The following is a 12,847-nucleotide window of genomic DNA, read 5'->3' on the forward strand; positions in this document are numbered from 1 at the left end:
CAGTCACCATTCGGTTCGTGCGGTACAATTAAACTGCACGAACCGAACTTGGAGGTATCCGGTGACCCCCACCACCACCGTCGCTGAGCTGGACGCGGCGAACCGCCGCGTGCGCGAGAGCGCTCACGCTGTGGGCGTCGCGCTGTCGTCCGTCGCGGTGTACACCGAGCCCGCGGTCGCGCGCGCCGTGCAGGCCGAGCAGAACCTGTATGCCCGCATCGAGGCCGAGTTCGGGCTGTTGAGCAGCACGGACGCCGGGAAGCGAATGGGATCGCGGTCCAGTGCGCCACGCAACATGGCCACCACCGCGCACCGCAATAAGGCGCTGGTCGCCGTCCGCCGGGGAAATTACCTCGCCTATCCCGGCTTCCAGTTCGGGGCGGACGGGACGCCGTTGCCGGTCATCGCCCGGCTGCGCGAGGTCGCGGAGGAAAACGGCTGGTCGGAGGCCGGCCTGGTGCAGTGGCTGTGCTCTCCCACTACCTATCTGGACGACGACCGGCCCGTCGACCGCCTCCTCACGGATCCCGACGGCGTCGTCACGGTAGCCGCGGAGGCCCTGGGCGTCTCTTGGTAAGGCGGCCGCCCGACCCCTTCGACCCGGCTACCGCGACCCTGCCTGCGGGACACCTGCTCTACCGCGTGCTGTCGGCAACCCGCACCGCCACCGACTTCAACCCCGGTTTCGGGAGCCGCACCCGATTCGGCTTCTTCGGCGATGCCGGCCAGCCCGGCAAACCATTAGTCCCGATCATGTACGCCGCCGACACCGAGGACGCGGCCATCGCCGAGACGCTGCTGCATGACATCCCCGCCGCGGGCGGCCTGCTCCCGTACGACCAATACGCGACCAAGGTGCTCGTCCGCCTGAAAGCGACCCGCAGCGTGCGTCTGGGTGTTCTGCACGGCACCGGGCTGCGACGGCTCAAGGTCACCGCGGATGAGCTCACCGCGAGCCCGGCGTCCAGCTACGCCAGCACGGTTCGGTGGGCCGAGGCCGCCCACGGCGCCGGGCTGGACGGGCTCGTGTGGATGTCGCGGCAGTGCAACGACACCAAGGCCTACGTCTTCTTCGGCGACCGCTGCGCTGACACGTTCGAGCAGGACCCGTCGCACGCGCGCATCTTCGCCAGCCCCGCCGACCAGATCTGGCTGATCGACCGCTGCGCACCCCTGCACGTCGACGTGCTGATGGAACCTTCATGACAGACCGCAGGGTTTGCCGACTCGACCAACCGGTCGGTCTCTAAACTGGTGATGAGTCCCACAATTTGAGCGAGGTTCGCGATGACCGTGACTTCCCAGGAAGCCGCCGACGGCGCCCCGGACGAGGTCGACTATTTCGACGTCATCATCGTCGGCGCCGGAATCTCCGGAATCGGCGCGGCCTACCGGATCGCCGATCGCAACCCGCAGTTGACCTACGCGGTCCTGGAACGGCGTGCCCAGATCGGCGGGACGTGGGACTTGTTCCGCTATCCGGGTGTGCGCTCCGACAGCAGCATCTATACGCTGTCCTTCCCGTTCGAGGCGTGGACGCGTGAGGAGGGCGTCGCCGACGGCGTGCACATCCGCGAGTACCTGAGCGACACCGCGCACAAGTACGGCATCGACCACCACATCCGGTTCAACAATTACGTCCGCGGCGCGGATTGGGATTCCGCCACCGACACCTGGACGGTGACCGTCGAACAGGACGGCGACCAGAAGCTCTACCGCTCCAGGTTCTTGTTCTTCGCCAGCGGCTACTACAACTACGACGAGGGCTACACGCCCGACTTTCCGGGCATCGAAGAATTCGACGGCACCGTGGTGCATCCCCAACACTGGCCCGAAGACCTGGACCACACCGACAAGAAGGTAGTGGTGATCGGCAGCGGGGCGACCGCGGTCACGCTGCTGCCGTCGCTGTCGGAACAAGCCGCCAAAGTCACCATGCTGCAGCGTTCGCCGACCTATCTCGTCTCCGCGTCCAAATACGGAAAGGTCGCGGCCGTCGCTCGTAAACTGCTGCCCCGCAAGGCCGCTCATCTGGTCATCCGGATGTACAGTGCCCTGACCGAGGCGGTGTTCTTCGCACTGTCCCGCAAGATGCCGCGGTTGGTGAAGCGGATCCTGCGGCGCAAGGCGGTCAAGAGCCTGCCCGACGGCTACGACGTCGACACCCACTTCAAGCCGAACTACAAGCCGTGGGACCAGCGGATGTGCCTGATCCCCGATGCCGACCTCTACAACGCGATCACCGAAGGACATGCCGATGTGGTCACCGACCACATCGATCACTTCGACACGACCGGCATCGTGCTGAAGTCCGGCGGGCACCTCGACGCCGACATCGTCGTCACCGCCACCGGGCTGCAGCTGCAGGCATTGGGCGGGACCGCTATCAGCCTGGACGGCAACGAGATCAAGACCAATGACCGCTTCGTCTACAAAGCGCACATGCTCGAAGACGTGCCCAACCTGTTCTGGTGCGTCGGGTACACCAACGCGTCGTGGACATTGCGCGCCGACATGACCTCTCGGGCCACGGCAAAGCTGCTGGCGCACATGACGTCTCACGGATACACGCACGCCTACCCGCATCGCGGCAACGAGCCGATGACCGAGAAGCCGTCCTGGGACATCGCCGCCGGCTACGTGCAGCGGTCGGCGCACCTGCTGCCGAAATCGGGCACCAAGCGGCCGTGGAACGTCCGGCAGAACTACCTCGCCGACGCCATCGACTACCGCTTCGACCGCATCGATGAGGCGATGGTGTTCGGCCGCGCCGGCGACCGCACGCCGCTGGCGGGATAAGCGGGCGAGAGTTCGTGAACTGCTACTAAATGTGAGGTGTCGGCAATACGCTGACTTCCATGGCACCTGACAAGCGCGAACCCAAAGTTGTTGTCCTCGGTGGCGGTTCCTGGGGAACCACCGTGGCGTCAATCTGTGCACGCCGCGGACCGACGCTGCAGTGGGTGCGCTCGGAGGAGACCGCGCAGGACATCAACGAGTATCACCGCAACAGCCGCTACCTGGGCAACGACGTGGTGCTGAGCGATACCTTGAGTGCCACCAACGACTTCGCCGAGGCGGCGAACTCCGCCGACATCGTCATCATGGGCGTGCCGTCGCATGGCTTCCGGGGCGTGCTCACCGAGCTGGCCAAGGAGCTGCGCCCATGGGTGCCGGTGGTTTCCTTGGTCAAGGGGCTCGAGCAGGGCACCAACATGCGGATGTCGCAGATCGTCGAGGAGGTGCTGCCCGGTCACCCTGCAGGCATCCTCGCCGGACCGAACATCGCGCGCGAGGTGGGCGAGGGCTACGCGGCCGCGGCCGTGCTGGCCATGCCCGACCAGCACCTGGCGACCCGGCTGTCGGCGTTGTTCCGCACCCGCCGTTTCCGCGTATACACCACCGACGACGTCATCGGCGTCGAGATGGCGGGCGCATTGAAGAACGTCTACGCCATCGCCGTCGGGATGGGTTATTCGCTGGGAATCGGCGAGAACACCCGCGCGCTGGTGATCGCCCGCGCGCTGCGCGAGATGACGAAGCTGGGGGTGGCCATGGGCGGCAATCCCGAGACGTTCCCAGGCCTGGCCGGCCTGGGCGACCTCATCGTCACGTGCACCAGCCAGCGCAGCCGCAACCGTCACGTCGGTGAACAATTGGGAGCCGGCAAGCCAATCGACGAGATCATCGCCTCGATGAACCAGGTCGCCGAGGGTGTCAAGGCCGCCAGCGTAATCATGGAGTTTGCCAACGAGTTCGGACTGAACATGCCGATCGCCCGGGAAGTCGACGGGGTGGTCAACCATGGTTCGACGGTGGAGCAGGCTTACGAGGGCCTGATCGCCGAGGTGCCGGGCCACGAGGTGCACGGTTCGGGCTTCTGACCTGGTCACGGGCCCGGGCTTAATTTAAATCTTTGCATTCCCTATGGGCCGGGCCCCACGGCTTGACCCACGCTTTGCCCGCAAAATACCGTCAACGCAAGGTAGCCAGGCGTTCCCGCGCGCGACCGTGCCAGCGGGACCAATCGTAATCGTCTGTGCACCAACTGATTACGCCGACGTAATCAAGCGAAGTCGGGGCGGATATTTCCAACATCCCCCGCTAACACCTAACGAGGGACGCGACCGATGCCAAACATTGAACGCACCGAAGGCATTCGATCGGTAATTCGGCACGACCTGCCGTCATCACTCGTGGTTTTCCTGGTCGCGCTGCCGCTGTCGTTGGGGATCGCGATCGCTTCCAACGCTCCCGTGCTCGCCGGCCTGATCGCCGCGATCATCGGAGGGATCATTGTCGGCTGCCTCGGCGGCTCGCCGCTGCAGGTCAGCGGCCCCGCAGCCGGGCTGACGGTCGTCGTTGCCGATCTCGTCTCCGACTTCGGTTGGGGGGTAACGTGTTTGATCACCGGGGCCGCGGGCATCCTGCAAGCCCTGCTGGGACTCAGCCGCGTCGCGCGAGCCGCACTCGCGATCTCACCCGTCGTCGTGCATGCCATGCTCGCCGGCATCGGGATCACGATCGCCTTGCAGCAGATGCACGTGCTGCTGGGCGGAAAGTCCAAGAGCACGGCCTGGCACAACGTCATTGGCCTGCCCGGTCAGATCATCGGCGCTCATCGTCCCGGCGTCATCCTGGGCGTGCTGGTGATCGTCATCCTGATCGCATGGCGATGGGTTCCGGCCAAAGTGCGCCGTGTCCCAGGGCCGCTGGTAGCCATCGTGGGCGTGACGGTGATTTCGGTGGTGTTCCCATTTCACGTGCGCCGGATCGACCTCGACGGCTCTCCGCTGGATGCGTTGCGGCTACCCGAAATCCCTTACGGTGACTGGGGCGGTGTCGCAGTCGGAGTGATCACCGTCGCCCTCATCGCCAGCGTCGAAAGCCTGCTCTCGGCGGTGTCGGTCGACAGGATGCACAACGGGCCGCGCACCGACTTCAACCGGGAGTTGGTGGGGCAGGGTGCCGCCAACGTCGTGTCGGGGATGATCGGCGGGCTGCCGGTCACCGGCGTCATCGTCCGCAGCTCGACCAATGTCATCGCGGGTGCGAAGTCTCGCGCTTCGGCGATCATGCACGGTGTGTGGATCCTGCTGTTCACCATCCCGTTCGCGGGTCTGGTCGATGAAATCCCCACCGCGGCACTGGCCGGTCTGCTCATCGTCATCGGCGTCCAGCTGCTGAAGCCGGCGCACATCGAAACCGCAATGAAGCACGGCGATCTCGCCGTTTACGTGGTGACCGCTGTCAGCGTCGTCTTCCTGAACCTGTTGCACGGCGTGATGATCGGGCTGGCACTGGCCATCGCGCTGACTGGATGGCGGGTGATCCGGGCCAGGATCGAGGCCAAGTCCGTCGGTGACGATTGGAGCGTCGTCATCGAGGGGGCGGCGTGCACCTTCCTCGCGCTGCCCCGGCTGACCCGCGTGCTGGGCGCGTTGCCTTCCGAATCCGTTGTAACGGTGGATATTTCGGTCCACTACCTCGACCATGCTGCGCAACAGGCGATCAGCGACTGGCAGCGACAATACGAGGCCACCGGCGGCACAGTGCTCATCCGTGGTGTGACGGAGCCGGGCCACCGTGTCGTCTTAGTCGAACCCGAAAGACCCGAAGCCGCTGCCTGATTGGCGCTCTGACAGATGCACACGCCCCGGAAGGTGTAGCGATCCACGGGAATTTGATAGCACCCGCGCTATTAAATCTGCGAGCCGACAGGCGGTGCTCAGCCGCGCGCCATCTCCTGCAGCCGGCGGATGCGGTCTTCGATGGGCGGGTGCGTCGAGAACATCGAACCGATCCGCTCGCCCGCGCGGAATGGGTTGGCAATCATCAGGTGTGCCTGGCTGGCGAACTGCGGCTCCGGGGGCAGCGGGGCGGCCTGTACGCCACCGGAGATCTTGCGCAAGGCCGACGCCAGGGCCAGCGGGTCGCCCGTCAACAATGCGCCCGACTCATCCGCCTGGTACTCGCGCGACCGCGACACCGCCAGCCGGACCACCGTCGCGGCGATCGGGCCGAGCAGCGAAACCAGCAGCAGCGCAAAGGGATTCTCGCCGTCACGGTTGTTGCCGCCGAACATGCCCGCGAACATCGCCATGTTGGCCAGCGCGGTGATCACCGAAGCAAGCGCGCCGGCGATGCACGAGATCAAGATGTCGCGGTTGTAGACGTGGGAAAGCTCATGTCCAAGCACGGCGCGCAGCTCACGCTCGTCGAGGATGTTCAGGATGCCGGTGGTGCAGCACACCGCGGCGTTGCGGGGGTTGCGCCCGGTGGCGAAGGCGTTCGGGGCGTTGGTGTCGCTGATGTACAGCCGCGGCATGGGCTGGTGCGCCGTGGTGGCCAGCTCGCGCACGATCCGATACATCGCCGGCGCCTGCAGCTCGGAGACGGGCTGGGCGCGCATCGCCCGCAGCGCCAGCTTGTCGCTGTTGAAATACGTGTAGACGTTCATGCCGATGGCGAACAGCACCGCGATGAACATCGCCGTCTTGCCGAACAGCGATCCCACGAACACGATCAACGCGGACATGCCAACCAACAACACGAACGTTTTGAGCGTGTTGTGGTGCGGATGCCAGGTCATCAGCGTCCTCCTACGACCTATTGCTGATTACTGCAATTGAACGCTCGAGGGGACCTTCAAGGTTCCGAAGGCACTAGCCGTGCCGGCTGATGGTGTAGTCGATCAGCGTTTGCAGCGCGTAACGACCCGGGACATCGGGCAACAGGGCCAGCTCCTGGTGCGCCCGCTCCGCGTACTCCTGCAGCGAGCGCTTGGCCTTCGCCATACCCGGGGACGCCCGCAGCAGCGTCAAAGCCTCCGCCACGACCTCGTCGTCGTCGATCGGCCCGCTCAGCAGCTCGCGCAGCCGCGCCGCCTCGGGTCCGGGTTCGGACAGCGCATAGAGCATCGGCAGCGTGTGCACCCCTTCGCGAACGTCGGTTCCGGGGAGCTTGCCGGACTCCTGGGAGTCGCTGTCGATGTCGATGATGTCGTCGGAAATCTGGAAGGCCGTGCCCACGATGCCACCCAGGCGGCTCAGCCGCTCCACCTGATCGGCGTCGGCACCCGAGAACATCGCGCCGAATCGGCCCGCCGCTGCGATCAGGCACGCCGTCTTCTCGTACACCACTTTCAGGTAGTGCTCGATGGGATCGGCACCCTCGGCCGCATCTCGTAGGCCGCGGGTCTCCCGCATCTGCCCGGTCACCAGCTGGGCGAACGTCTCGGCGATGAGCCGCACCGCCTCCGGCCCCAGCCGCGACACCAGCCGTGACGCCGTGGCAAACAAGTAGTCCCCGGCCAGGATCGCCACGTTGTTGCTCCAGCGCACATTGGCGGTGGGCGTGCCGCGGCGAACCTCGGCCTCGTCCATCACGTCGTCGTGGTAGAGCGTGGCCAGGTGGACCAGTTCGATCACCGCGCCCGCGGTCGTCACCTCGATCGCGTCAGGGTTCGGCCCGAGCTGTGCCGACAACACGGTGAACAGCGGGCGAAACCGCTTACCGCCGGCCTTGAACAAATGCGTCAGCGAATCGGTCATCACGTCGTCGGCGCTGTTCAGCTCGGTGTCCATGAGCTGCTCGATCCGTGCGACGCCGTCCCGAACGGTCGCCGCGAAGGCAGCGTCGCCGAGATCAACGCCCGCCACCACCGTCGCCGGAGTCTTCACGCGACCAAACATACTGGTGTACGTGGAAATGGGAGCGACGCGGGCTGACGTGGTGGTGGTGGGCGCCGGACCTGCCGGTTCGGCGGCGGCCGCCTGGGCGGCCCGCGCGGGCTACGACGTGCTCGTCATCGACTCGGCGAGCTTTCCCCGCGACAAGCCGTGCGGTGACGGCCTGACCCCGCGTGCGGTCGCGGAGCTCGAACGCCTCGGGCTGGGTGACTGGCTGGACACCCGCATCCGGCACCGCGGGCTGCGGATGAGCGGGTTCGGCAAAGAGGTGGAGGTCGACTGGCCCGGCCCGTCGTTCCCCACAACCGGCAGCGCGGTGGCCCGCCTCGAGCTGGACGACCGGATCCGCAAAGTCGCGGAGGATTCCGGGGCGCGGATGATGTTGGGTTCTAAAACCGTTGCTGTTCATCATGATTCGTCAAGGCGGGTGACGTCGATCGTGTTGGCCGACGGCACCGAGGTCCGCTGCCGGCAATTGATCGTGGCCGACGGCGCGCGATCGTCGTTGGGCCGCAAGCTGGGCCGGCGCTGGCACCAGGAGACGGTGTACGGCGTCGCCGCCCGGGGCTATCTGCGGACCGCGCGCGCCGACGACCCGTGGCTGACGTCGCACCTGGAACTGCGCTCCCCCGACGGCGCGGTACTGCCCGGCTACGGCTGGATTTTTCCGCTCGGCAACGGCGAGGTGAACATCGGCGTCGGGGCCCTGTCGACGTCGAAGCGACCGGCTGACCTGGCGCTGCGGCCGCTGATCTCCTACTACACCGACCTGCGGCGCGACGAGTGGGGCTTTGACGGCCAACCGCGGGCGGTGTCGTCGGCGCTGCTGCCGATGGGCGGCGCCGTTTCCGGGGTGGCCGGACCCAACTGGATGTTGATCGGCGACGCCGCGGCCTGCGTCAACCCGCTCAACGGCGAGGGCATCGACTACGGGCTCGAGACGGGACGCCTGGCGGCCGAACTGCTGGACTGCCCCGACCTGTCGCAGGTGTGGCCGTCGCTGCTGCGCGAGCACTATGGTCGCGGGTTCTCGGTCGCGCGCAGGCTGGCGCTGCTGCTGACCTTCCAGCGGTTTCTGCCGACGACCGGACCGATCGCTATGCGTTCGACGACGCTGATGACCATCGCGGTGCGGGTGATGGCCAACCTGGTCACCGATGACGATGCCGACTGGGTGGCAAGGGCCTGGCGGGGCGGCGGGCGACTGTCACGATTGATCGATCGCCGGACGCCGTTCAGCTGAATCGAGGTCTTCGCGGGACTGCGGGCGAACGTCTGCGGCCCCAGATTCAGGGGTGTATAGTCCGGCTAATGAAGGGAACGATGCTGGCTACTATAAGTGCCGCGGCCGCTGCTGGTATCAGTGTTGCCGCCGCCGCTGCCACTTTCGCGCTGTCCGCGCCGGCTCCGGCTCTGGCCGACCCGCCGCCCACGGCGCCGTACCCGACGCCCAGGACGCCGTCGCCGCCCAGCGACTACGACGCCCCGTTCAAGAACACCGTCAACGGGTTCGGCATCTACGCTCCGCAGGACCAGCTCGCCTGGATGGGCAAGATCAGCTGTGACCGGATCAACCGCGGCCTGGACACCGACCCGTACAAGTCGGCCGACTTCATCCAGCACAACCTGCCGCGCGGCACCACCCAGGGCCAGGCTTTCCAGTTCCTCGGGGCTGCGATCGACCACTACTGCCCCAACCAGACGGCCTTCATCCAGAACGCCGGCCAGCACTAGTATCCGGGTCAGCGCAGGGGTTTGTACCCGGCGTGCAAGGCCACGATCCCGCCGGTCAGGTTGCGCCACCGCACCGCCGCCCAGCCGGCCGCCGAAATCTGGTGTGCCAACTGCTGCTGATCGGGCCAGGCCCTGATCGACTCCGCAAGGTAGACGTAGGCGTCCGGGTTGCTGGACACCGTCCGCGCCACCCGCGGCAGCGCACGCATCAAATACTCCTTGTAGACGGTGGCGAATAATCCGTTCGTCGGCGTGGAGAATTCGCACACCACCAATCGGCCACCCGGCCGGGTCACGCGCGCCATCTCGCGCAGTCCAGCCTTCGGGTCGACGACGTTGCGTAACCCGAAACTTATTGTGACCGCGTCGAATACGTCATCAGCGAAGGGCAGCCGGGTCGCGTCCGCAGCGACCTTCGGCACGTCGCGCGCGGCGCCCGCCGTCAGCATCCCGACCGAGAAGTCGGCCGCCAGACACCACGCGCCGGACTTTTGCAGCTCGACGGTGGAGACCGCGGTGCCCGCCGCCAAGTCCAGGACTTTGTGGCCAGGCCGGATGGACAGCGCCGACCGGGTGGCCCGCCGCCAGAAGCGGTCCTGACCCAACGACAGCACCGTGTTGGTGACGTCATACCGGCGGGCGACGCCGTCGAACATCGACGCGACGTCCCGGGGGTCCTTGTCCAACGCGGCGCGACTCACGACGAAGACGCTACCCGCCGGGAATTAGCAGGCGACGAGCGCGTTGCAACACTTCGTGACTGAAAAAGTTTGGTTTATCACCGGTACATCGAGGGGTTTCGGACGGGCGTGGGCGATCGCGGCACTGGAGCGTGGCGACAAGGTGGCCGCCACGGCGCGCAACCTGGCATCGCTGGATGACCTCGCACAGAAGTACGGCGACGCCCTGCTGCCGATCCAGTTGGACGTCACCGATCGCGACGCGGACTTCGCCGCGGTCAAGCAGGCGCACGACCACTTCGGGCGTCTCGACCTCGTCGTCAACAACGCCGGCTACGGGCATTTCGGGTTCGTCGAGGAACTCTCCGAACAGGACGCTCGCGAACAGATCGAGACCAACGTTTTCGGCGCGCTGTGGATCACCCAGGCCGCGCTGCCGTACCTGCGCGAGCAGCGCAGCGGCCACATCATTCAGGTCTCCTCGATCGGCGGCATCACCGCGTTCCCGTTGGTCGGGATCTACCACGCCTCGAAGTGGGCGCTGGAGGGCTTCTCCCAGGCACTCGCTCAAGAGGTCGCTCCATTCGGCGTGCATGTCACGCTCATCGAGCCGGGCGGCTTCGACACCGACTGGGCGGGCGCGTCGGCCAAGCACTCCGACCGGTTGTCGGCTTATGACGACGTTCGTGCGGCGGTTGACGCCGAGCGCGGCCGGCGCTGGGCCAACCCGGGTAACCCGGCAGCGTCGGCGGCAGCACTGCTGAAGGTGGTCGACGCCGAGGAGCCGCCCCTGAGGGTGTTCTTCGGCGCATCCCCGCTTCAGACCGCGAAGACCGACTACGAGAGCCGGATACGCAACTGGGAGCAGTGGCAGCCCGTTGCGGAGTTGGCGCAGGGCGAGTGAGACTGAAAGCTATGAGCTTTCTGGAAGAAAAGCTGCTCCCGCAGGTACTGCGGGTGCACGACACGGTGTATCGGAAGACGAACGGCTGGATCGGTCACCGGTTGTTGTTGATACCGAGCCTGCTGCTGCATACCGTCGGCGCGAAGACCGGCAAACATCGCACGGCGTCGCTGACCTACGCGCGCGACGGCGGCAACTATCTGATCGTCGCCTCCAAGGGCGGCGCGCCCGAGGCCCCGGGTTGGTACCACAACCTGAAGGCCAACCCCGATGTCGAGATCAATGTCGGCCCAAAGCGTTTGAATGTCACCGCGCGACGGGTGCTGCCCGAGGACCCCGATTACTCGCGGCTATGGCAGATCGTCAACAAGAACAACCAGAACCGCTACATCGCATATCAGAAGAAGACGTCTCGGCCGATCCCTATCGTTGAGCTGACTCCGAAAGGCTAAAGCGGCAACGCATTCAGGACTGCCAGCTCTGCGCCGCTATCGCATCACCTCGGCCCACGCGATATGGCCCTGGAAGCCAAGACTTTTCGCCATGTCTCGATAGTCGTCCCGCAAGCGCGCGTAACCGGCCGCATCACCCCGAGCCGCGGCCAACAACGCCCGCAGCCGCAACAACCAGATGTCGCGCATCACCAGACCCTCATCGGCGGGCGCGGCCGCCAATCGGGCAATGGCGGCCTCGACTTCGGCCAGGTCATCGTCGGCCCCGCGATCCAGCAATGTCTCCACCAGAACACCCGTCGCCGCGATGCCCCACAACAGCAGGCGTCCCTCGCGGAACAGATGGTCGGCGGCAACACGTATCGACGATATGGCGACGTCGTAATCCCCCTGTCTCGCCGCCTCACGTGCTGAGTAGACCTCGACGATCGTCAAGTCGCATAGGTTGCGCTGTTGGTTCACGAACACTTCGCTGACCTCGGCCCCGAGCGTCCGTCCGCGGCCACGCTCCGCATCTTTTTGGCGGTGCATCAGAGCAAGGGCATGAGTCGCCTGGGTGAAGCCCACCACAACGTCATCACTGGATCGCTCGGCGATCCGTAGCGCATCCTCAACCTCTTGCAGCGCAGCATCATCGGGCCTCAGCACGCCAAACGGTATGCCCAGCAAGTACATATAGCCGACAACTCCGGCGTACGACGCGGGGTCAGCATTCCGGCCTATAGCCAGGCCGTGCCGCAGGTCTTCTAACCATCCGGGACGGCCGAGGAAGTAGCGGGCCATCCCCCTTGACGCAAACGCGAGCGCCAACGGCGACCCGACCAGGAAATTACCTTTCGACGGATCACCGTCGGAAAGGTCGACAACGGCCTGCGACCACCGCAGCACGTCACACCATTCGGCGCTCTCGATCTTGCCGTAGATCACCGGGAAGGACAGCCCCACAGTCAGGTTCGCATCTCCGACCGACTCGGCGAGGGACCGGGCGTCGGACGCCAGCTGCGATGCCTCACGCAAGCGGTCCTGATGCGCATGGCCAACTACCAACCCCGCCATAGCGATCCCCAACGACGCCTTGTCTCCAGCCGCGCTGCACAATTCCCGTAATTCATCGAAGCGGTCATCGGCGATCCTGGCGTTGACTCGCCAGCCGGTCCCGCACAACATGGTGCGCGGGGCAATGCGCATGGCCGCCCGGCCTGGATCGTCGGAAGGCAGTGCGTCGGCGATGGTTCGGGCACGCTCCCAATTCAATCGCGCTGCGGCGATGTCGCGGTTGGTCGCCCATGTGGCGGCACGCATCTGCCAGTCGTAGGCGGCGTGCAGATCGCCGGCAGCCTCGAGATGTTCGGCGATCAGCGCAGCATTTTCGTCAGCCGACGCCGG

Annotated in this window: 12 protein-coding genes and 1 pseudogene; 9 read left to right on the plus strand and 4 right to left on the minus strand. The window is 66.0% G+C overall.

The window, feature by feature from the left end; translation table 11 throughout:
• Nucleotides 1-61 precede the first annotated feature (61 nt).
• The 5 genes from JOZ00_RS19685 to JOZ00_RS19705 all read left to right on the plus strand — a co-directional run bounded on the left by JOZ00_RS19685 (nucleotide 62) and on the right by JOZ00_RS19705 (nucleotide 5,630).
• Nucleotides 62-577 (plus strand): hypothetical protein, encoded by a 516-nt coding sequence (locus tag JOZ00_RS19685; RefSeq protein WP_293346695.1) that lies wholly within the window; start codon nucleotides 62-64, stop codon nucleotides 575-577.
• A complete protein-coding gene (locus JOZ00_RS19690) occupies nucleotides 571-1,206 on the plus strand; it encodes an RES family NAD+ phosphorylase (RefSeq protein ID WP_293346698.1) in 636 nt (211 codons plus the stop codon). The genes JOZ00_RS19685 and JOZ00_RS19690 overlap by 7 nt, the downstream gene beginning before the upstream one ends.
• 81 nt (nucleotides 1,207-1,287) lie before the next feature.
• Nucleotides 1,288-2,799: an NAD(P)/FAD-dependent oxidoreductase gene (locus tag JOZ00_RS19695; protein WP_293346701.1), complete on the plus strand. Its 1,512-nt coding sequence runs from the start codon at nucleotides 1,288-1,290 to the stop codon at nucleotides 2,797-2,799.
• 59 nt (nucleotides 2,800-2,858) lie between these two features.
• On the plus strand, nucleotides 2,859-3,884 hold the full coding sequence (locus tag JOZ00_RS19700; protein ID WP_293346704.1) for an NAD(P)H-dependent glycerol-3-phosphate dehydrogenase: 1,026 nt from the start codon (nucleotides 2,859-2,861) through the stop codon (nucleotides 3,882-3,884).
• A gap of 246 nt (nucleotides 3,885-4,130) precedes the next feature.
• On the plus strand, nucleotides 4,131-5,630 hold the full coding sequence (locus JOZ00_RS19705; RefSeq protein ID WP_293346707.1) for a SulP family inorganic anion transporter: 1,500 nt from the start codon (nucleotides 4,131-4,133) through the stop codon (nucleotides 5,628-5,630).
• A 98-nt stretch (nucleotides 5,631-5,728) separates the two neighbouring features.
• Here the strand turns inward: JOZ00_RS19705 and htpX are convergent, their stop codons facing one another.
• Nucleotides 5,729-6,592 carry a zinc metalloprotease HtpX gene (gene htpX, locus JOZ00_RS19710; protein WP_293346710.1) on the minus strand — a complete coding sequence of 288 codons (864 nt, stop codon included), beginning with the start codon at nucleotides 6,590-6,592 and terminating at the stop codon, nucleotides 5,729-5,731.
• A gap of 73 nt (nucleotides 6,593-6,665) precedes the next feature.
• Nucleotides 6,666-7,682, minus strand: a complete 1,017-nt coding sequence (grcC1, locus tag JOZ00_RS19715) for a nonaprenyl/(2E,6E)-farnesyl/geranylgeranyl diphosphat synthase (RefSeq protein ID WP_293346713.1) — start codon at nucleotides 7,680-7,682, stop codon at nucleotides 6,666-6,668.
• Nucleotides 7,683-7,710: 28 nt separating this feature from the next.
• Between grcC1 and menJ the strand changes: the two genes are divergently transcribed.
• Together menJ and JOZ00_RS19725 are read left to right on the plus strand one after the other, a co-directional pair.
• Complete coding sequence (gene menJ, locus JOZ00_RS19720; RefSeq protein WP_293346728.1) at nucleotides 7,711-8,934, plus strand: menaquinone reductase; 1,224 nt, start codon at nucleotides 7,711-7,713, stop codon at nucleotides 8,932-8,934.
• 68 nt (nucleotides 8,935-9,002) lie between these two features.
• Nucleotides 9,003-9,425: a DUF732 domain-containing protein gene (locus JOZ00_RS19725; RefSeq protein ID WP_293346716.1), complete on the plus strand. Its 423-nt coding sequence runs from the start codon at nucleotides 9,003-9,005 to the stop codon at nucleotides 9,423-9,425.
• An 8-nt stretch (nucleotides 9,426-9,433) separates the two neighbouring features.
• Here JOZ00_RS19725 and JOZ00_RS19730 read toward each other — a convergent pair whose 3' ends face one another.
• Complete coding sequence (locus tag JOZ00_RS19730) at nucleotides 9,434-10,126, minus strand: demethylmenaquinone methyltransferase (RefSeq protein ID WP_293346719.1); 693 nt, start codon at nucleotides 10,124-10,126, stop codon at nucleotides 9,434-9,436.
• Nucleotides 10,127-10,181: 55 nt separating this feature from the next.
• Here JOZ00_RS19730 and JOZ00_RS19735 point away from each other — a divergent pair, with 55 nt between their 5' ends.
• Both JOZ00_RS19735 and JOZ00_RS19740 read left to right on the plus strand, forming a co-directional pair.
• Nucleotides 10,182-11,009: an SDR family oxidoreductase gene (locus tag JOZ00_RS19735; RefSeq protein ID WP_293346722.1), complete on the plus strand. Its 828-nt coding sequence runs from the start codon at nucleotides 10,182-10,184 to the stop codon at nucleotides 11,007-11,009.
• A gap of 11 nt (nucleotides 11,010-11,020) precedes the next feature.
• On the plus strand, nucleotides 11,021-11,461 hold the full coding sequence (locus tag JOZ00_RS19740; protein WP_293346725.1) for a nitroreductase family deazaflavin-dependent oxidoreductase: 441 nt from the start codon (nucleotides 11,021-11,023) through the stop codon (nucleotides 11,459-11,461).
• A gap of 36 nt (nucleotides 11,462-11,497) precedes the next feature.
• Here the strand turns inward: JOZ00_RS19740 and JOZ00_RS19745 are convergent.
• Nucleotides 11,498-12,847 (minus strand): annotated as a pseudogene (locus JOZ00_RS19745) (cyclase); the annotation flags it as partial.

It is taken from the genome of Mycobacterium sp., assembly GCF_019243155.1.
GTDB lineage: Bacteria > Actinomycetota > Actinomycetes > Mycobacteriales > Mycobacteriaceae > Mycobacterium.